Origin of the sequence: Nocardioides sp., assembly GCF_030019515.1 — a bacterium.
GTDB lineage: Bacteria > Actinomycetota > Actinomycetes > Propionibacteriales > Nocardioidaceae > Nocardioides.
This window is the reverse complement of the sequence record NZ_JASEEQ010000001.1, coordinates 466,846-483,399: the sequence shown is the minus strand read 5'-3', so window position 1 is coordinate 483,399 and position 16,554 is coordinate 466,846. Positions and strand designations below refer to the sequence as shown.

At 70.6% G+C, this 16,554-nt stretch carries 23 protein-coding genes; 15 read left to right on the top strand and 8 right to left on the bottom strand.

The features are described from left to right. The first annotated feature begins 45 nt into the window (after window positions 1-45). The 11 genes from QMC84_RS02335 (at window position 46) to QMC84_RS02285 (ending at window position 8,825) form a co-directional block, all read left to right on the top strand. The gene (locus QMC84_RS02335) at window positions 46-2,859 is read left to right on the top strand and encodes a phage portal protein (protein ID WP_300371369.1); all 2,814 of its coding nucleotides are present in this window, start codon (window positions 46-48) and stop codon (window positions 2,857-2,859) included. A 32-nt stretch (window positions 2,860-2,891) separates the two neighbouring features. Then, entirely contained in the window at window positions 2,892-3,059 is a 168-nt protein-coding gene (locus QMC84_RS02330) for a hypothetical protein (protein WP_300371367.1), read from the top strand. A gap of 9 nt (window positions 3,060-3,068) precedes the next feature. Beyond that, window positions 3,069-3,374, top strand: a complete 306-nt coding sequence (locus QMC84_RS02325; RefSeq protein ID WP_300371365.1) for a hypothetical protein — start codon at window positions 3,069-3,071, stop codon at window positions 3,372-3,374. Next, window positions 3,371-3,715, top strand: a complete 345-nt coding sequence (locus QMC84_RS02320; protein WP_300371364.1) for a hypothetical protein — start codon at window positions 3,371-3,373, stop codon at window positions 3,713-3,715. The genes QMC84_RS02325 and QMC84_RS02320 overlap by 4 nt, the downstream gene beginning before the upstream one ends. After that, window positions 3,715-4,041 carry a hypothetical protein gene (locus QMC84_RS02315; RefSeq protein ID WP_300371362.1) on the top strand — a complete coding sequence of 109 codons (327 nt, stop codon included), beginning with the start codon at window positions 3,715-3,717 and terminating at the stop codon, window positions 4,039-4,041. Before QMC84_RS02320 ends, QMC84_RS02315 begins: the two co-directional genes overlap by 1 nt. Before the next feature lie 6 nt (window positions 4,042-4,047). Beyond that, complete coding sequence (locus QMC84_RS02310) at window positions 4,048-4,467, top strand: hypothetical protein (RefSeq protein WP_300371360.1); 420 nt, start codon at window positions 4,048-4,050, stop codon at window positions 4,465-4,467. A 16-nt stretch (window positions 4,468-4,483) separates the two neighbouring features. After that, window positions 4,484-4,861 (top strand): hypothetical protein, encoded by a 378-nt coding sequence (locus QMC84_RS02305; RefSeq protein ID WP_300371358.1) that lies wholly within the window; start codon window positions 4,484-4,486, stop codon window positions 4,859-4,861. Beyond that, window positions 4,862-5,176, top strand: a complete 315-nt coding sequence (locus tag QMC84_RS02300; protein WP_300371356.1) for a hypothetical protein — start codon at window positions 4,862-4,864, stop codon at window positions 5,174-5,176. It abuts the gene before it with no gap. 129 nt (window positions 5,177-5,305) lie between these two features. Next, on the top strand, window positions 5,306-7,372 hold the full coding sequence (locus tag QMC84_RS02295) for a hypothetical protein (protein WP_300371354.1): 2,067 nt from the start codon (window positions 5,306-5,308) through the stop codon (window positions 7,370-7,372). Continuing rightward, window positions 7,369-8,112, top strand: a complete 744-nt coding sequence (locus QMC84_RS02290) for a hypothetical protein (protein WP_300371353.1) — start codon at window positions 7,369-7,371, stop codon at window positions 8,110-8,112. The genes QMC84_RS02295 and QMC84_RS02290 overlap by 4 nt, the downstream gene beginning before the upstream one ends. Beyond that, entirely contained in the window at window positions 8,109-8,825 is a 717-nt protein-coding gene (locus QMC84_RS02285) for a hypothetical protein (RefSeq protein ID WP_300371351.1), read from the top strand. The genes QMC84_RS02290 and QMC84_RS02285 overlap by 4 nt, the downstream gene beginning before the upstream one ends. A 40-nt stretch (window positions 8,826-8,865) precedes the next feature. Here QMC84_RS02285 and QMC84_RS02280 read toward each other — a convergent pair whose 3' ends face one another. The 8 genes from QMC84_RS02280 to QMC84_RS02245 form a co-directional block, all read right to left on the bottom strand. Continuing rightward, the gene (locus QMC84_RS02280; protein ID WP_300371349.1) at window positions 8,866-9,084 is read right to left on the bottom strand and encodes a hypothetical protein; all 219 of its coding nucleotides are present in this window, start codon (window positions 9,082-9,084) and stop codon (window positions 8,866-8,868) included. 34 nt (window positions 9,085-9,118) lie between these two features. Beyond that, on the bottom strand, window positions 9,119-9,331 hold the full coding sequence (locus QMC84_RS02275) for a hypothetical protein (RefSeq protein WP_300371347.1): 213 nt from the start codon (window positions 9,329-9,331) through the stop codon (window positions 9,119-9,121). A gap of 72 nt (window positions 9,332-9,403) precedes the next feature. After that, the gene (locus QMC84_RS02270) at window positions 9,404-9,697 is read right to left on the bottom strand and encodes a hypothetical protein (protein WP_300371345.1); all 294 of its coding nucleotides are present in this window, start codon (window positions 9,695-9,697) and stop codon (window positions 9,404-9,406) included. A 70-nt stretch (window positions 9,698-9,767) separates the two neighbouring features. Beyond that, complete coding sequence (locus QMC84_RS02265; RefSeq protein ID WP_300371343.1) at window positions 9,768-10,025, bottom strand: hypothetical protein; 258 nt, start codon at window positions 10,023-10,025, stop codon at window positions 9,768-9,770. A gap of 158 nt (window positions 10,026-10,183) precedes the next feature. Next, window positions 10,184-10,939: a sulfotransferase family protein gene (locus QMC84_RS02260; protein WP_300371341.1), complete on the bottom strand. Its 756-nt coding sequence runs from the start codon at window positions 10,937-10,939 to the stop codon at window positions 10,184-10,186. A gap of 44 nt (window positions 10,940-10,983) precedes the next feature. Then, window positions 10,984-11,811: an EamA family transporter gene (locus QMC84_RS02255; RefSeq protein WP_300371339.1), complete on the bottom strand. Its 828-nt coding sequence runs from the start codon at window positions 11,809-11,811 to the stop codon at window positions 10,984-10,986. Next, window positions 11,811-12,287, bottom strand: a complete 477-nt coding sequence (locus tag QMC84_RS02250; RefSeq protein WP_300371337.1) for a DUF456 domain-containing protein — start codon at window positions 12,285-12,287, stop codon at window positions 11,811-11,813. Before QMC84_RS02250 ends, QMC84_RS02255 begins: the two co-directional genes overlap by 1 nt. Before the next feature lie 92 nt (window positions 12,288-12,379). Beyond that, window positions 12,380-12,613, bottom strand: coding sequence for a hypothetical protein (locus QMC84_RS02245; RefSeq protein WP_300371335.1), 234 nt, complete (start codon window positions 12,611-12,613; stop codon window positions 12,380-12,382). A gap of 593 nt (window positions 12,614-13,206) precedes the next feature. Here QMC84_RS02245 and QMC84_RS02240 point away from each other — a divergent pair. From QMC84_RS02240 to crcB (QMC84_RS02225), 4 genes are read left to right on the top strand one after another with little or no spacing between them, the layout of a single operon-like run. Next, window positions 13,207-15,195, top strand: a complete 1,989-nt coding sequence (locus QMC84_RS02240; RefSeq protein ID WP_300371412.1) for a DNA topoisomerase IV subunit B — start codon at window positions 13,207-13,209, stop codon at window positions 15,193-15,195. A 44-nt stretch (window positions 15,196-15,239) separates the two neighbouring features. Continuing rightward, window positions 15,240-15,749: a fluoride efflux transporter CrcB gene (gene crcB, locus QMC84_RS02235; RefSeq protein ID WP_300371333.1), complete on the top strand. Its 510-nt coding sequence runs from the start codon at window positions 15,240-15,242 to the stop codon at window positions 15,747-15,749. Next, complete coding sequence (locus QMC84_RS02230) at window positions 15,746-16,132, top strand: DUF190 domain-containing protein (RefSeq protein WP_300371331.1); 387 nt, start codon at window positions 15,746-15,748, stop codon at window positions 16,130-16,132. The genes crcB (QMC84_RS02235) and QMC84_RS02230 overlap by 4 nt, the downstream gene beginning before the upstream one ends. Next, window positions 16,129-16,500: a fluoride efflux transporter CrcB gene (gene crcB, locus QMC84_RS02225; RefSeq protein ID WP_300371329.1), complete on the top strand. Its 372-nt coding sequence runs from the start codon at window positions 16,129-16,131 to the stop codon at window positions 16,498-16,500. Before QMC84_RS02230 ends, crcB (QMC84_RS02225) begins: the two co-directional genes overlap by 4 nt. Window positions 16,501-16,554 lie beyond the last annotated feature (54 nt).

Below are 16,554 nucleotides of genomic sequence, written 5' to 3'. Positions count from 1 at the left end.
AGACCGGCCCCCGCCGCGCGCACGAACGCCCCAGTCTCGGTTCTCGTGGGAGTTCTTCGGTCGCTGCTGACGGGCCGGCCGGACCCGGTCCTGAGCGCAGCGCTCGAGGCGGAACCGGCCGGCACCTTCGCGGTCGACGCCGCCTCGTTCCCGTCCTCGGTCGTCGGGCTCGAGTCGTACGCCACGGCGACTGCGCCGGTTCCGCGTGTCTCGCGCCGTGAGGCGGTCCAGGTGCCGGCGGTGAAGCGGTCCCGCGACTTGGTGGCTGGCTCGCTCGGCACACTGCCGCTCGAGGTCGTGAAGCCCGACCTCACGATCGAGGCGACGTCCTGGCTGCAGCAGCCGGAAGCCAACGTCCCGCGCTCGGTCACGATGACCCGCCTGGTCGAGGACATGCTCTTCGAGGGCGTCGCCTGGTGGCGCGTCATTGCGTTCGACTGGCGAGGGTTCCCGGCCCGAGTCAAGCGCCTCAAGCCGCTGCAGGTCAGCGTCGACGAGGAGCGCAGCAAGGTATACGTCGACGGCAAGCAAGTGCCTGACGCCGAGCTGATCCGCTTCGACTCCCCGAACGATGCCCTCCTGGTGGCCGGGGCACGCGCGATCCGCCAGTGCCTGATCCTCGACAAGGCCGCGCAACGCTACGCCGAGGGCGCCCCGCCAGGTGACTACTTCACGCCGGCCGAGGGCGTCGACCCGTTCGCCGACAGCACCGAGCTGCAGGCCCAACTGCTCGACCCGTGGGCCCAGGCCCGTCAGGCCCGTTCGACGGCCTACATCCCCGCGTCGGTGAACTACCACGCCGCAGCCTTCAACCCCGAGCAGCTCGAGCTCGCCGACCAGCGCCAGCACGCGGTCCTGGAGATCGCCCGGATCGCAGGCATCGACCCCGAGGAGCTCGGCGTCTCGACCACCTCGCGGACCTACGCGAACCAGTACGACCGCCGCAAGGCGTTCATCGACTTCACCCTCGGCGGCTACCGCGCCGCGATCGAGGACCGCCTGTCCATGGGCGACGTCACCACGCGCGGCTCCGTCGTGCGGTTCGACCTCGACGCCTTCCTGCGCACCGACGCGCTCTCGCGCTACCAGGCCTACAAGGCCGGGCTCGAGGTCGGCGCGATCGAGGACCAGGCCGAGGTCCGTCGTCTCGAGGGCAAGCCGGCCTTCAGCACTCCCGCCACCAGCAGCGCCAGCACGACGACCCCAGAGGAGAACCTCGTGACCCCGACCCTCGCGGCGCAGGAGCCGCTCGCCATCACCTTCGACGCCGGTCCGGCCGTCGTGCTCGACGCACCGCCGGCCGCCGACGCCTTCTCGGTCGACACCGAGAAGCGCACCATCCGCGGCCTGGCCGTGCCCTACGGCAAGGTGGGCGTGTCCAACGGCCAGAAGTTCACCTTCACCAAGGGGTCGCTCAAGTTCGCCGACCCCAAGCGTGTGAAGCTGTGGGTACAGCACGACAAGAACCAGGCGATCGGGTTCGCCACCGCGCTCGACGACCGCGACGACGGGCTCTACGCCGAGTTCCAGGTCGCCCGCGGCGCCGAGGGCGACCGCATCCTCTCCCTCGCAGAGGACGGCGTCCTCGACGGCCTGTCCATCGGCCTGGGCCGCGGCGGCCGGTTCCAGGCACGCGACGGCGTCCAGTTCGCCATCGACGTGCCGCTGATGGAGATCAGCCTCACCCCGGCCCCGTCGTTCGACGACGCCCGCACCGGCGTGTTCTCCGAAGGGCGCGAGGGCCTCAAGTTCGACGCCGGCCAGCTCGCCACCGAGATCCGCAAGGCCATGTTCCAGGGCTTCTCCGACCTCGGCCGGCCCGAGGGTCGTGAGACCGTGTCGGCCACCGGTGGCCGGCAGTTCGAGGTCACCGAGCCGTCCCCGTACCGCTTCGACGGCACCAAGGCCGAGCACTCGTTCGTCGCCGACATGCGCAACGCCCAGCAGGGCGACGGGGAGGCCCGCCAGCGGCTCGAGGAGTTCGGCGAGGAGTTCGCGAAGTTCGCCGTCACCACGACGAACACCGCCTCGCTCAACCCGACCCAGAACCGGCCCGACCTGTACGTGCCGAACCTGCAGTACTCGCGGCCGCTGTGGGAGTCCGTGTCCACCGGCACGATCGACGACCAGACGCCGTTCACGGTGCCGAAGTTCTCCAGCGCCTCCGGCCTCGTCGGCGACCACACCCAGGGTACCGAGCCCACGCCCGGGGCGTTCGCGGCCACCGTGCAGACGATCACCCCCGGCGCCACGTCGGGGAAGATCGAGATCAACCGTGAGGTGCTCGACCAGGGCGGGTCGCCGCAGGCCGACCAGATCATCTGGAACGAGATGCTCAACGCCTGGTACGAGGCGATCGAGGCCAAGATCGCCGCGGCGCTCGCGGCCGTCGGCACGGCCGAGCTCAACATGGCTTCGGCGGTCGACGCCGCCCTGGTCGACTCGCTGACGGCGTACTTCGCCGGCCTGCAGTTCGTCCGCGGCGGCAACCGCTTCACCGCCTTCGTCTCCGACGGCAACCTGTTCCCGGCGCTCGTCGACGCCGCCGACTCCACCGGCCGCAAGCTGCTCCCGGTGCTCGGCCCGCAGAACGCCCAGGGCTCGGTCTCCGGCGGGTTCGACCGCGTGCAGCTGGGCAACCAGAGCATCCGGGCCGCGTGGGCGCTCGGCACCGGCAACGACAAGAAGTCCTACAGCTTCGTGCCCTCCTCGGTGTGGGCGTGGGCCTCGGCGCCGAAGAAGTTCGTGTTCGAGTACCAAGTCAAGTCGGTCGACATGGCCGTTTGGGGATATTCCGCGACCGCGGTCCTCCGCGACAGCGACGTCAAGCCGATCGACTACACCACGGCCGACGTCTGATGAGCCGCGAGCGGACTCCCCGGACGGAGCGGGTGACCCCTGCTCCGTCCGAGCCCGCCGAGCCCGAGGCCGCCGAGCGGAAGGGCATGCGTGGCCACGACGACCAGGGCAACGTCCGCCCGGCCGACGGCCGCTACGGCCTGCACCGGACCGAGGACGAGTCGGCGCATGTCCGCTCCACTGGCGAGCAGAAGGCCTGAGCGCAGCCCATGATCACGCTGACCGACGTCAAGGCCTACCTGGGCACCGGCACCACCGCGAGCGACGCGCAGATCCAGCGCGCGCTCGTGGTGGAGCAGGCGGCCCAGAAGGCCTCCTGTCGGCCGGCCGGAGTCGACACCGACGCCACAGCCGTCCTGGACGAGGCGCTGCTTCGCCGGATCGCGGTGAACCTCGCCCGCCGCGGTCTGCCGCTCGGGATGCAGATGAGCGACGTCGGTGCGGCGCGGATCTCGACCAGCGACCCCGAGGTGCGCCGGCTTGAGGCGCCCTACCGGAAGGTGACGGTCGGATGAGCATGGTCGTGCGTCAAGAGCTGGCGGCCGCGGCGACGAGCGTCGAGGGCGTCGTGTGCACGCCGACCTACACCCAGCTCAGCGCGCCGGGTCAGGCCTGTGTCCGGCTCGACCGGCACGAGTACCCGAACCCGTTCGGCGCGGTCGTGCACTGGAACGTCGTGATCTGCCTGGGTCAGGACATGGCCGCTGCCGAGACGTTCTTCGAGGCCAAGGTGCCGCTCGTCGTCGAGGCCCTGGCCCCAGTGCTCGTGGTGACCAGCGCGACCCCTCAGCAGCTCAACCTAGCCGACGGCACGAGCGTGCTCGCTGCCTTCGTCAACGGACACCGGGAGGCGTGATGGACGAGACGTACGACTTCCTCGCGAACGTGGAGGCCGCCGACCTCGCTGCCACCACCCCGACCGAGGTCACGGCCAAGCCTGGTGACGTCGTCGAGCTCGGTGTAGCGACCACGGCCCGGAGCCCGGTCGTCATGCACATCGAGGGCGTCAGCGCGCCGCTGCAGCTCACCCCGAGCGAGGACGGCGGCCTGCGCACGCTCATCGCCGTCGGGCCCGGGACCACCCGGGTCACCGCCCATGCCGGCGCCGCGAGTCCCGTCGAGTTCACCATTACCGCCGACCCGGCCGCGACCGACCCCGCCGCCGACACTGAGAAGGAGTAAGACCCCATGGCCGCACTCGGCACACGCTCACTGACCCTGACCGTCGGTGGACAGGACGTCACCGTTCAGGTCTCCAACTGCCGGATCGCATCCGCACCAGCGGACTCCGACTTCACCAGCTTCGCCGACGCCGCCGCCGGCGGCTCGCGGGCCTACCACCTGACGGGCACCGCGTCGCAGAACATGGAGACCGGCTCCCTGTGGGACCAGATCTGGAACCATGCCGGCGAGACCGTGGCCGTCGTCGTGAAGCCCAACGGAGGGGCGGCGGCCTCGGCCACCACCCCGACCTTCAGCGGCAACGTGGTGATCACGGAGCCGGACGGCGATCTGCTCGGCGGCGAGGCAAACTCCTCAGCTACCGCGAAGTTCACGATCGACTTCGACTGGGAGTTCACCGCCAAGCCCACCATGGCCATCGTCTGATCCGGCGGGTTCAGACATGGCTCGCGCAGGCTTGTACGTCACGGGACTCGCCCAGGTCACCCGTGCGCTGCGCGAGGTGGGCGTCGAGGTCGACGACCTGAAGAACGCCTTCGCCGCCATCGCCGCCGAGGGCGCGCGGCTCGCGGCGGGGTTCGCCCCGATGCGGTCTGGCCGCCTGGCGCGCGACATCCGGGGCAACCGGGCCAAGTCGAAGGCGGTTGTCACCGCAGGGCGGGCCTCGGTGCCCTATGCCGGGCCCATCAACTACGGCTGGCCGGCCCGCAACATCGCGGCCTCCGGCTACATGCAGAAGGCCTCCACCGCAATGGAGCCGGTCGCGCTCCGCCGCCTGGCCGACGAGATCGACAACCAGATCAAGAGACGAGGACTCTAGATGAGCACTACCGACATGACCGCCGAGGAGATGTTCGAGGACCTCACCGGCCTCGAAGAGACCCTGATCGCCGCACACTTCGGCGACGAGCCGGTCCAGCTGGCGCAGACGCGCCCGACCGCCTTCGTGCGGTCGCTGGTATTCGCCCACCTGCGACGCGCCCAGCTGCCGAACGCCAAGAACAAGCTGGTCTTCGACGAGGTCCAGAACATGCGGCTCGGCGACGTGAACACCTACTTCGCCGAGTCCGCCGAGGAGATCGACCTCGAGAACCCGGTGACTGCCGAGGGGGAAGGCGTCGCGCTCGAGCACTGAGGGCCGAGGCGCGGGCCGTGTGGTGCGTCCTGACCCACCAGTCGCCCGAGACCTACGACCGCCTCAGCCGCCTTGAGCGCGAGCTGTTCATGGAAGCCGCCGCGAGGATAGCCAAGAGAGGACTGTGACGTGCCGGGTCCGATCAAGATCGCCGTCCTCGCGAACGGACGCCAGGCGAAGGCCGAGCTCAGCGGCGTCGCGGCCACCGCTGAGCGAGTGTCCGGGCGCATGGCGAAGCTGCGCCTCCCGGCCGCGCTCGCGCTCGGCGGCATCGCGCTTGGTGCGCGGAAGGCCGTCAGCGCCGCCTCCGACCTCAACGAGACCATCTCGAAGACCGACCAGATCTTCGGCCGGCAGTCCGCCGGGATCCAGAAGTTCGCCGACGGGGCGGCCACCGCGCTCGGGCAGTCGAAGGTCCAGGCGCTCGACGCCGCGGCGACCTTCGGCCTGATCGGGCAGAAGGCCGGCCTGACCAGCGGCAAGACTGCCGACTTCGCCCGCCAGTTCACCACCCTCGCCTCGGATCTGGCGTCGTTCAACAACACCACGCCTGAAGAGGCCATCACGGCCATCGGTGCGGCGATGCGCGGTGAGTCGGAGCCGATCCGCAGGTACGGCGTGCTGCTCGACGACGCCACGCTCCGCGCCCGGGCCCTGAAGATGGGCCTGATCAAGACCACGAAGGACGCGCTCACCCCGCAGCAGAAGGCGCTCGCGGCGTCCCACGAGATCCTCGCCCAGACCAGCAAGGCTCAAGGCGACTTCGCCCGCACCAGCGACGGCGCGGCGAACAAGGCCCGGATCGTCGCCGCTCAGACCGAGAACCTCTCCGCAGCGCTCGGCCAGGCGCTGCTGCCGGCGTGGCAGCGCGTCCTCCAGGTGGCCTCCAGCGTGGTCGGCGTCATGTCCCGGCACCAGACCACCGCCAAGGCCCTGGTCGTCGTCGTGGCGGCGCTCGCCGCCGGCGTGCTCGTGGTGTCCGCCGCCACCTCGGTCGTCTCGGCGGCCACCGCCGCATGGACTGCGGTGGCGGTCGTCGCCAGCGCCGCCCAGAAGGCCGCGACCGCCGCGGCGCTGGGCACCCGGATCGGACTGGCCGCGCTCGCCGTGCAGACCGCGATCACCTCAGCCGCCAGCAAGGCCGCCGCGGCCGCTCAATGGCTGCTGAACGCCGCGCTCAGCGCCAACCCGATCGGCCTGGTCGTGATCGCGATCGCGGCCCTCGTGGCGGGCATCGTCATCGCCTACCGGAAGTCCGAGACCTTCCGCGCCATCGTCGACAAGGCGTTCGCCGGCATCAAGACCGCGATCACGGTCGCGGTCGACTTCGTGGTGAAGTTCGTGAAGAAACACTGGCCCAAGCTGCTCGTCATCCTGACCGGCCCGATCGGTCTCGCGGTCGTTCTGATCATCAAGCACTGGTCGAAGATCAAGGCCGCCACACGCGCCGCGTGGTCTGTGATCAGGGCCGTCGTCGGCAAGGCCGTGGCCGTGGTCAAGGCCATCGTCACGACCGAGATCCGCGTGGTCCGCACCATCATCACCGGTGCCTGGAACGTCGTGAAGACCGCCACCAAGGCGGCATGGACCGCCTTCAAGAACATCATCACAACGCAGGTCCGGCTCGCGGTCGCCGTCGTACGCGGGATCAAGGACAAGGTGAGCGCCGTCTTCTCCGGCGCGCTCGACTGGCTGGTCGACGCGGGCAAGAACATCATCCGGGGCCTGATCAGCGGCATCGACTCGATGATCGGCGCCGTCAAGGACAAGCTCGGCAAGCTCACCGACCTCATCCCCGACATCAAGGGCCCACCGGCCAAGGACCGCCGGCTGTTGCGCCCCGCCGGCCAGATGATCATCGAAGGCCTGATCGACGGCATCGACGACGCGATCCCCGACGTGAAGCGCAAGCTCGGCGGCGTCACGGACCTCCTGCAGCACGCCCTGGACGGCCGCTACAGCCCCACGCTCTCGGTCGACCTGGCCACCAGTGCGTACGGCGGCTCCTCGGGATCGCTCCTGCTCGATCGAGGCATGGCGCTGCTGGAGAGTGACAGCGGGCCCGCCCAACCGGCGCGCGTCACCATGCGGTTCACCGCCCAGCAGGTCTCCCAGCTTCAGCGTGGCCGCGAGATCCAGGCCGATCTCGACGTCTACCGCGCCGCCGGCGGCCGGACGAAGGTGAGGCAGCGATGAGCATCGCGCAGACCGCGACACTCGCCCACGGCTACACCATGGACGACCTCAACCGGGCGACCGGCACAGCGGTCCGGCAATCCCGAGGAGGCCGCGCCCTCGACTACGTCACGCCGAACCACCGGTGGGACTGTGCGTGGTTCGGGGTCGTCGAGCACCTGTACGCGAGCGAGGGCCCACCCGAGTTCTTCGATCTGGTAGACGCCGGCCGGCGCGCTATCCGCGCCGCGGCAGAGGACGACGCCCGCGAGCGCGGGGTCCTCAAGAGCAACCGGCCCAACCCTGGTCGGCGGTACTCCTTGCGCTCCGGGCACATGAAGTACTGGATCAACGACAACCGCACCAAGAGCGCCGACTTCACCGAGCGCACCGTCGAGCGGCTTGCCCTGCCCCAGGTGCTCGCGCTGCTCTCCGAAATCGAGTACGAGGCCATCGCAGCGATGGCCGTACACGGCACCCAGAGCGCGGCCGCCGCCGCGCTGGGCCTCGGGCACAGCGCCTTCGAGACCCGGCTCTACCGAGCCCGTGAGCGGATCCTGCGGGCCTGGCTCGAAGGTGAGACCCCCTGGTCGCTACGCAACGTCGACCTCAACTACGAGTGCCGCGCCGGTCACCTCCGCACTGAGCACGGCTTCCGCCTGAACGGTGACGGCCCGTGGCGGTGTCGGGCGTGCATACGCAACGCCGGACGGCGGCGCAAAGCCCGCGGCGACAAGATCACGAAGAGGAGCGAGGCGTGACGCTCAGCCTGATCGGACAGACGGCAACGCTGGTGCACGGCTACACGATGGCCGACGTCGACACCATGACGCGCTTTGCGGTCGCTCGCGCTCGCAGATCGGCGTATCTGCTCGACTCGAGCGACAGCTGGGACTGCGCCTGGCACGCCATCGTCGAGCAGCTCTACGCCAGCGCTGAGGACCCGGGCAGAGCGGTGCTGGTGGCCGAGGCGGCCCGAGCGATCAACCGGGCAATCAGTGACCAGCTGCACCATCGCGGCATCGCCAAGAACACCGGGGGCCTGATGCCCAACGCGGTGAAGTACTGGCTTCCGCCGGTAGTCGGTGCGGATGACGGCTTCGTGGAGAAGCTGATCGAGCGCGCCGCACTGCCCCAGATCCTCGGCCAGCTGTCGGCCGAGCAGTACGAGGTGGTCGCCACGGTGGCCGTCACCGGCACCCACCAGGGCGCGGCTGACGTGCTCGGTCTCACCGTGAAGCAGCTCAGGCGACGGCTCAAGGCCGCCCGAGAGCAGTTCGTCGAGCTGTGGTTCGAGCACGAGACCCCGCCGAACCGGAGGCCGACAGCCGGCCGGTGCGCAGCGGGTCACTCGACGACCGAGCACGGCTACCAGACCGCCAGCGGCCGGACGCGTTGCCGGCTCTGCATGCGCAACTACTCCAGGGCGAGCAGGGCCCGCGAGGGCCGCGCGCAGCTGACGGGCGTCGCCTGAGCCAGGCGCTGCCCTTCCTCGTGGGGCGGCGGGACCGTCGTCACGAGCCTTCGAGTGCCGCGAGCCGCTGTGCGACCTCGTGCATCGTCTCGGCCAGGCGGGTGAGCACCTCACCCTGCTTGGTCAGCAACTCGGTGTGCTTGGTGAGTAGTTCGGTCTGGAGCCGGATCAGCTCGAGCTGCTCAGCGCGCTGAGCCTCCGCCTCGCGCTCGCGCTCTTGCTGCATCTGGAAGGCCTCTAGGGCTGTCGGCTTGGACATGGTGCTCACGCTGCCACAGCGGCAAGCTTGCGCGTCAGCGCTTTGGCCTCTCGGTCGGGAGCGAGGCGACGTACTCCGCGAGGTCGGTGGCGAGCACGACGCGCTTGCTGGCCTTCACCCCCACGTAGTGGGCGACCAGCTCGCCATCCGCGATCGCCTTGGTCAGCGTGGCCTTGCTGATGCCGGAGGCCTCGACCGCGCCGTCCATCGAGTAGGAGACGGCCGCGAGCGCGAGGTGGGTAGTCATGGGCCCCAGCACAGCAGAAGGCCCCAGGCCGAAGCCAGGGGCCTTCTGCTGTTCAGGGCTCTGGGTGACGCCTCACACCTCGCGGTGTGCCTCGAGCCAGGTCGCGGCCTCCTCGGCCGCCGCCGCGAGCTCGCGCAGCGCCGCCGGCGTCGAGTAGTCGATACTGCCGTCGCTGTCGACCGAGTAGATCATGGGCCGGCCGTCGGCGGAGGTGGTCGCCCAGGCCTCGAGCGGCCCGAACCGGGGCCCGCGGTGCAGGCGGTCGCCGCTGCCGTCGTCGTACTCGTCGTCGATGCCGTGACCCGGCTTGTCAAGGCACCAGATGGGGCATGTGCTCGGCGTGGTCGTCGGAGATGATTCGGTCATGATGCTGCCTCCTAGATAGGCGGTGTCTAGGCCCTGGACGGTGTTCGTGCACCGGCCGGGGCCGCTTCTTCTACAGCGTGCCGGCGGGCGCCGACAGCCGGGCCTTGGTGATGATGGACGCGAGCTGGTCGACCTGGTCGGAGTCGAGCAGCCACCGCACGGTGCGCCACTCGGCCGGTGTGAGGTCCAGACCGTCGACCGCCGTAGCGAGCGCCTCGCGCTCTTCGACGAACGGGCGGTAGAGCGGCTGACCGGTGCGCTCGCGCAGGTCGGTCTCGTAGTCTTCGATCGCGCGGCGGAAACCCGCGCTGTCGGTGATCGCTTCCATGGGCATCTGGTGGGCCCTCTCATTCCAGGATATTGCGGCCCACACCACTTCTGACCTGCGCGGATAGAACGCTCACACCAACAGCGTTCAAGCGTCCGTAATGCGCGACTACCTGGACTGATCGGACCGGCCTCGGGCCGCGGGCTCGGTCCCGCGGCTCAGGGCGCCGCGTCGTACCCGAAGACCTGGTAGTCCTTCCGGTAGATCCCGGCCACCAGGTCCTGGAGCTCGGTCGAGGCCAGCAGCTCGGGGGTCCGCGAGGTCGCCGTGCGGTTGCGCGTCCGGGCCGGGACGACGGGGAGGGCCAGGCGCTCGCAGACGGTCGCGAAGTCCGCGTCGAAGGTCTCCAGCCGGCCGAGGAAGTCGATCTGGGTGAGGTCGACGAGGCGGGACTGGAACGCGAGGTGCTGGTTGGCGTCGTCGAGGTCCAGGCCGGCGACCCAGCCGGCGAACTCCTCGGGCCGCGAGCGCATCCGGGCGTGCGTGGGCTCGTCGAACTCGAAGTAGTTGGCGTTGACGACCTTGTCCTGCCAGGTCGAGACGAAGCGCTGCAGCGGGTGCCGGACGAACCCGAACCGGAAGTAGTCGGTGAACAGCGCGGTGGGGTAGCGCATCCACAGGGCGTGGCTGACCTCGCGGGCGACGTCGTTCTCGTCGAAGTACCCGACCAGCGTGCGGGTGGCGACCTTGGCGACCCGGAACCAGACGAAGCGGTGGGTGTGGCTGATCGTCAGGTTGTACGTCAGCGGCGACAGCCTGCCGGAGCGCTCGCTCGACTGCGCCGCCTGGCGCAGCGCCCGCTTCGCCTCGGTGGTGAGCCGGGCCCGCTGGTCCGGCTCGGTGCGCAGCACGTCCACGGAGATCTGGGGGGAGATCTGGGGGGAGATCTGGGGGGAGATCCGGGGGTCGGCCACGGCGGGAGCCTACCGGCGGGGTGGCCCGGGAGCGGGCCGCGGGATCAGCCGGCGGCGACCAGGGCGACCGCGCAGGCGCACAGTGCCAGGCCGACCGCCTGGGGTCGGTGCACGTGCTCGCGGAGCACGGTCGCCGCCAGCAGCACCGTGAACGCGGGGTACAGCGAGGTGATCACCGCGGTCACGGTCAGGTCGCCGCTCTGGGTGGCGACCAGGAACGCCCCGGTGGCCAGCGCGCCGAGGGCGCCGCTGGCCAGGCCGCCGAGCGCGTAGCGGTTGCGTGGCACCCAGTCCCGGCGCAGCGCGACGGCGACGGCGACGATCGCGACGCCGGCGACGACCTGGTTGAGGGCAAGCGGCAGGAAGCCGGCCTCCTCGGGGATCTGGGCGAGCGCGGCGAACAGCAGCCCGAAGCCGAGGCCGGCGAGGATCCCGTCGGTGAGCCCGGAGCCGGTCGCGGGGGTCGCGGTGGACTCGCGGGACACCAGCCACACGGCCGGCAGGGCGATCAGGATCCCGAGCCAGACCAGCTGCCCGGGCCGCTCGCCGGTGGCGACCCCGACGACGATCGGGACCAGGACCGACCCGATCGCCGAGACCGGCGCGACCACCCCCATCCGGCCGCCGGCCAGGCCGCGGTAGAGGAACGCCGTACCGAAGCCGTTGCCGAGGCCGGCGACGACGCCCCAGGCGAAGTCGGTGCCGGTGGGGGAGCCGCCGGTGAGCAGGCTGAGCAGCAGGACCAGCGCCCCGCCGCCGGCCTGGGCGGTCAACGACACCGCCCACGCACCGCCGCGCCGGGAGAAGATGCCCCCGTTGAAGTCGCTGAGGCCGTACGCCACCGCGGCGAGCAGCGAGAGCAGGATCGGCATCAGGTGGCTACGACCCCGGCGACCCACACCAGCGTGGCCGCCAGCGCCGCACCCAGCTCGATCACGATGCTCAGCCCCACGGCCTTGAGCGACTGCACCGTGGACGGCCAGGCCCGGGCCGAGCCCACCCGGCGCAGCTCGGCGAGGTAGACGCCGAGCACGAAGCCGAGGACCAGGCCGACGACCGGTACGACGAAGAAGCCGACCACGCCCAGAGCGACGCCGATCCACTGGGTCGACGCCGGGATCCCGGCGTCCTGGAGGCGCCGCCCCGGGACGAGGTACTTGACCACGGTGCCGGCGGCGATGAGCGTGGTCGCGACGGCGAAGACCACCCAGGCGGTCGGTCCGCCCGTGATCCCGGCCCACACCAGGACGGCGCCGACCACGAGGATCGAGCCGGGCAGCACGGGGACCAGGATCCCGACCAGCCCGACAGCGATCGCCAGGGCGACGAGGACCTCGGTCGGGCTCATGGGCGAGATCCTGGCACAGACGCACCGCGGCCCCGGACTCTCGTCCGGGGCCGCGGTGGATGACGGGGTGAGCGGGTCGTGCCGGCCCCTCCTCAGCGCTCGCCGTCTGTGGCGATGGTGGAGGTGCCGGAGAGCTTGTGGGTCTCGTCGACGACGTTGGCGGCGATCTCCCTGAGCTTGTCACCGTGCTCGCGGGCGTGGTGGGCGCAGAACAGCAGCTCACCACCGGACTGGAGCTCTACGCGAAGGTAGGCCTGGGCTCCGCAACGGTCGCAACGGTCCGCAGCGCTCAGCGCGGCGGTGCTGGGGGCAACTGCAGTGGTCACATCGGCCTCATTTCTCTTCTGCCTCGGTGTCAGCCACAACGTAGCGGCGGGCCCCAAGATTCCCGGCTCTTCGTGGTGTCGGACACCTCATCCAATCACGTTCTCACTTCCCTCTTCGGCCGATTTCCATGCCTTGGGAGACATCGGCGGCCGTCAAGGAGAAAAACGACGATCCGTGCTGAGTTCTCTGCTGAGTGTGACGTGACGGCGACCCGCGACGTTGCGGAAGGGATCGCCCGAGAGCCGATCGTGTCCACATCGTGACGTGCGTCGCAGTCCTGGTCGTGCTGGTCGGGCCTGCTGCTCGATGCTGCTGGCTGGTCCCGACCGGCTGCCGGGATCGGTGCTGACTGGTCGTGCGCTGCGCTGGTGGTGCCGGGGAAGTGTGCTGTCCACGGTAGCCAAGGCGCCCGCAGGCGAGCCTTCACCGGCCACCGGCGTGTCGCAGGTAGATTCGAGGCTGACACCCGCACGGATGGCCGGCGCGATCGGCATCGCTCGGCACGACCAGGAGCCCCACGATCGACAACACGTACAACGCAGCCCACCTCCTCGTGCTCGAGGGCCTGGAGGCGGTCCGCAAGCGTCCCGGGATGTACATCGGCTCGACGGACACCCGCGGTCTCATGCATTGCCTGTGGGAGGTCATCGACAACGGGGTCGACGAGGCGCTCGGCGGGCACGCCGGCCACGTCGAGGTCACCTTGCACCCCGACGGCTCGGCCGAGGTGTACGACGACGGGCGCGGCATCCCCACCGACAAGGAGCCCAAGACCGGGCTGCCGGGCGTCGAGGTCGTGGCCACCAAGCTGCACGCGGGCGGCAAGTTCGGCGGCGGCTCGTACGTCGCGACCGGTGGTCTGCACGGTGTCGGCCTCTCGGTCGTCAACGCCCTGGCCACCCGGATGGACATCGACGTGGACCGCTCGCCGGCTCGCCAGGGCATCTCGTTCCGCCGCGGCGTGCCGGGCGTGTTCTCCGGCGACGGCCCGCAGGCGGACTTCGAGGCACGCTCGGGGCTGACCCGCAAGGGTGCCCGGGTCGCGAAGGGCAGGTCCGGCACCCGCGTGGTGTTCTGGCCGGACCGCCAGATCTTCACCAAGGACGCCCAGTTCGTCTACGAGGACCTGATCGGGCGAGCCCGGCAGACCTCGTTCATCGTCCCGGGCCTCGAGCTCGTCATCCGCGACCTGCGCGGCCCGGACCCGGTCGAGGAGAAGTTCCGCCACGACGGCGGCATCGCCGAGTTCGCCGACTTCCTGGCGCCCGACGAGCCGGTCAGCGACATCCTGCGCCTCCAGGGCACCGACTCGTTCACCGAGACGGTCCCGCTGCTCGACGAGTCGGGGCAGATGACCCCGCAGGAGGTGGAGCGCGAGCTGCAGGTCGACGTCGCGCTGCGCTGGGGCACCGGCTACGACACCGTGCTGCGCTCCTTCGTCAACGTGATCGCCACCCCCAAGGGCGGCACCCATGTCAGCGGCTTCGAGCAGGCCGTGACCCGCACGTTCAACGACGTGATGAAGTCCGCGAAGGTGCTCAAGGTCAACGACGACGACGTGATCAAGGACGACGTCCTCGAGGGCATGACGGCCGTGGTGACGGTCCGGCTCGCCGAGCCGCAGTTCGAGGGCCAGACCAAGGAGATCCTCGGCACGCCCGCGGCCCGCACCGTCGTGCGCCGCGTCGTCTCCGCGGAGCTGAAGAAGTTCCTCACCTCGACCAAGCGCGCCGAGAAGGCGCAGGCCAAGCAGGTGATGGAGAAGGTCGCCGGCGCCGCCAAGACCCGGATCACGGCCCGCCAGCACAAGGAGACCCAGCGCCGCAAGAACGCCCTGGAGTCCTCGGCGCTGCCCTCCAAGCTCGCCGACTGCCGCGCCGCCGACAACGAGCGCACCGAGCTGTTCATCGTCGAGGGTGACTCGGCGCTCGGCACGGCCAAGCTGGCCCGCAAGTCCGAGTTCCAGGCGCTGCTGCCGATCCGCGGCAAGATCCTCAACGTCCAGAAGGCCTCGGTCGGCGACATGCTCAAGAACGCCGAGTGCGCCTCGATCATCCAGGTGGTCGGTGCCGGGTCGGGCCGCACCTTCGACCTCGACGCACGCCGCTACGGGCGGATCATCTTCATGGCCGACGCCGACTCCGACGGCGCCCACATCCGCTGCCTGCTGGCGACGCTGTTCTACAAGTACATGCCCGAGCTGATCCGGGAGGGCCGCGTCTACACAGCCGTGCCGCCGCTGCACCGGGTCGAGATCTCCAACCCGAAGAAGGGGATGGAGAGGTACGTCTACACGTACTCCGACGACGAGCTGCAGCGCAAGCTCGCCGAGCTGAAGAAGAAGGGCGTGCGCTGGAAGGACCCGGTGCAGCGCTACAAGGGCCTCGGCGAGATGGATGCCGACCAGCTCGCGGAGACCACGATGGACCCGCGGCACCGCACGCTGCGCCGGATCACCATCGACAACGCCGAGGAGGCCGCCCAGGTCTTCGAGCTGCTGATGGGCTCCGACGTCGCACCCCGCAAGGAGTTCATCGTGCAGGGCGCCTACGAGGTCGACGTCGAGGCGATCGACGCCTGACCACGCAGGACCAGCACCCGCACCAGCGCAGCGTAGGAGGCCCGATGCCCGTGCCGTGGGTCGACCCGGACGTCGACCTGCACCTGCCCGGGGAGCGCCTGGAGTGGGGCCGGCACCGGTTCGTGCTCCCGGCGATCGCGCTGGGCGGGATGGTGGGCGCGTCGGCGCGGTACGCCGCGGCCCGGGCCTGGCCCACCCCCGATGCGGGCGTGCCCTGGACGACGCTCGGCGTCAACGCCGCGGGCTGCCTGCTGATCGGCGTCCTCATGGTGTTCGTCGTCGATGTCGGCGGCGCGCACCCGCTGCTGCGTCCGTTCGCGGGGGTGGGGGTGCTGGGCGGGTTCACCACGTTCTCGACGTACTCCGTCGACACCGTCACGCTGCTCGACGCCGGCCGTCCGGCGGTCGCGCTCGGCTACTGGGCCGGCACCCTGCTGGTGGCGCTGGCCGCCGTGGCGGCCGGCGTGGTGGTGGCGCGCGCGGGCGTGCTGGCGGCGACCCGGCTCCGGCGGCGCCGAAGAGGACATCGCACCAGGAGAGGGGAGAGGCCATGACCACCGACCCGACGTCGGAGACGAGGCGACCTGCGGGCGGGCTCGGCGGGGCCGCGACCCGGCTGACCGTCTACGTCGGCGAGTCCGACACCTGGCACCACAAGCCGCTGTACACCGAGCTGGTGCACCGGGCGCACGCCGCCGGCCTGGCCGGCGCGAGCGTCTTCCGCGGCATCGAGGGCTTCGGCTCCTCCAGCACCGTGGTGCACACCAGCCGGCTGCTCTCGCTCTCCGAGGACCTCCCGGTGGCGGTCGTGGTCGTCGACACCGCCGACCGGATCGAGGCGTTCCTGCCCCAGGTCGACGAGGTGGTCGGCGAGGGCCTGGTCACCCTCGACGAGGTCACCGTCGTCGTGCACCGCTATCGGGACGACTCGGAGTGACGGGGTTCGTGTGGGTGTGCCTCGGCGCCGCGGTCGGGGCCCCGAGCCGCTACCTGGTCGACCGGGCGGTCCAGGCGCGCCACGACAGCCTGATGCCGTGGGGGACGATGCTGGTCAACGTCGTCGGCTCGCTGGTCCTCGGGGTGCTCGTCGGGCTCTCCACCGGACGCGACGTCCCCGACGCGGTGACCCTGACGCTCGGCACCGGCCTGTGCGGGGCGCTGACCACGTACAGCACCTTCGGCTACGAGACCTTCCGCCTGGTCGAGGACGGGGCCCGGCTGTACGCCGCGCTCAACGTCGGCCTGAGCCTGGTGGTGGGGCTCGCGGCGGCGGCGGCCGGGTACGCCGTCGGCGTCGCAGCGTGACGCCCACGAAGTCGTTGAAGAACGGACCTTGGTCCCGGGATCTGGCCCGGGCGA

Excerpts from the sequence above, each read along its gene's own strand:
- QMC84_RS02310 (WP_300371360.1), top strand. The coding sequence starts at position 4,048 with ATGGCCGCACTCGGCACACGCTCACTGACCCTGACCGTCGGTGGACAG.
- QMC84_RS02280 (WP_300371349.1), bottom strand. The coding sequence starts at position 9,084 with ATGTCCAAGCCGACAGCCCTAGAGGCCTTCCAGATGCAGCAAGAGCGC.
- QMC84_RS02270 (WP_300371345.1), bottom strand. The coding sequence starts at position 9,697 with ATGACCGAATCATCTCCGACGACCACGCCGAGCACATGCCCCATCTGG.
- QMC84_RS02305 (WP_300371358.1), top strand. The coding sequence starts at position 4,484 with ATGGCTCGCGCAGGCTTGTACGTCACGGGACTCGCCCAGGTCACCCGT.
- QMC84_RS02325 (WP_300371365.1), top strand. The coding sequence starts at position 3,069 with ATGATCACGCTGACCGACGTCAAGGCCTACCTGGGCACCGGCACCACC.
- QMC84_RS02230 (WP_300371331.1), top strand. The coding sequence starts at position 15,746 with ATGACCACCGACCCGACGTCGGAGACGAGGCGACCTGCGGGCGGGCTC.
- QMC84_RS02265 (WP_300371343.1), bottom strand. The coding sequence starts at position 10,025 with ATGGAAGCGATCACCGACAGCGCGGGTTTCCGCCGCGCGATCGAAGAC.
- QMC84_RS02315 (WP_300371362.1), top strand. The coding sequence starts at position 3,715 with ATGGACGAGACGTACGACTTCCTCGCGAACGTGGAGGCCGCCGACCTC.
- QMC84_RS02320 (WP_300371364.1), top strand. The coding sequence starts at position 3,371 with ATGAGCATGGTCGTGCGTCAAGAGCTGGCGGCCGCGGCGACGAGCGTC.
- QMC84_RS02275 (WP_300371347.1), bottom strand. The coding sequence starts at position 9,331 with ATGACTACCCACCTCGCGCTCGCGGCCGTCTCCTACTCGATGGACGGC.
- QMC84_RS02290 (WP_300371353.1), top strand. The coding sequence starts at position 7,369 with ATGAGCATCGCGCAGACCGCGACACTCGCCCACGGCTACACCATGGAC.
- QMC84_RS02250 (WP_300371337.1), bottom strand. The coding sequence starts at position 12,287 with ATGAGCCCGACCGAGGTCCTCGTCGCCCTGGCGATCGCTGTCGGGCTG.
- QMC84_RS02240 (WP_300371412.1), top strand. The coding sequence starts at position 13,207 with ATGTACATCGGCTCGACGGACACCCGCGGTCTCATGCATTGCCTGTGG.
- QMC84_RS02300 (WP_300371356.1), top strand. The coding sequence starts at position 4,862 with ATGAGCACTACCGACATGACCGCCGAGGAGATGTTCGAGGACCTCACC.
- QMC84_RS02255 (WP_300371339.1), bottom strand. The coding sequence starts at position 11,811 with ATGCCGATCCTGCTCTCGCTGCTCGCCGCGGTGGCGTACGGCCTCAGC.
- crcB (WP_300371333.1), top strand. The coding sequence starts at position 15,240 with ATGCCCGTGCCGTGGGTCGACCCGGACGTCGACCTGCACCTGCCCGGG.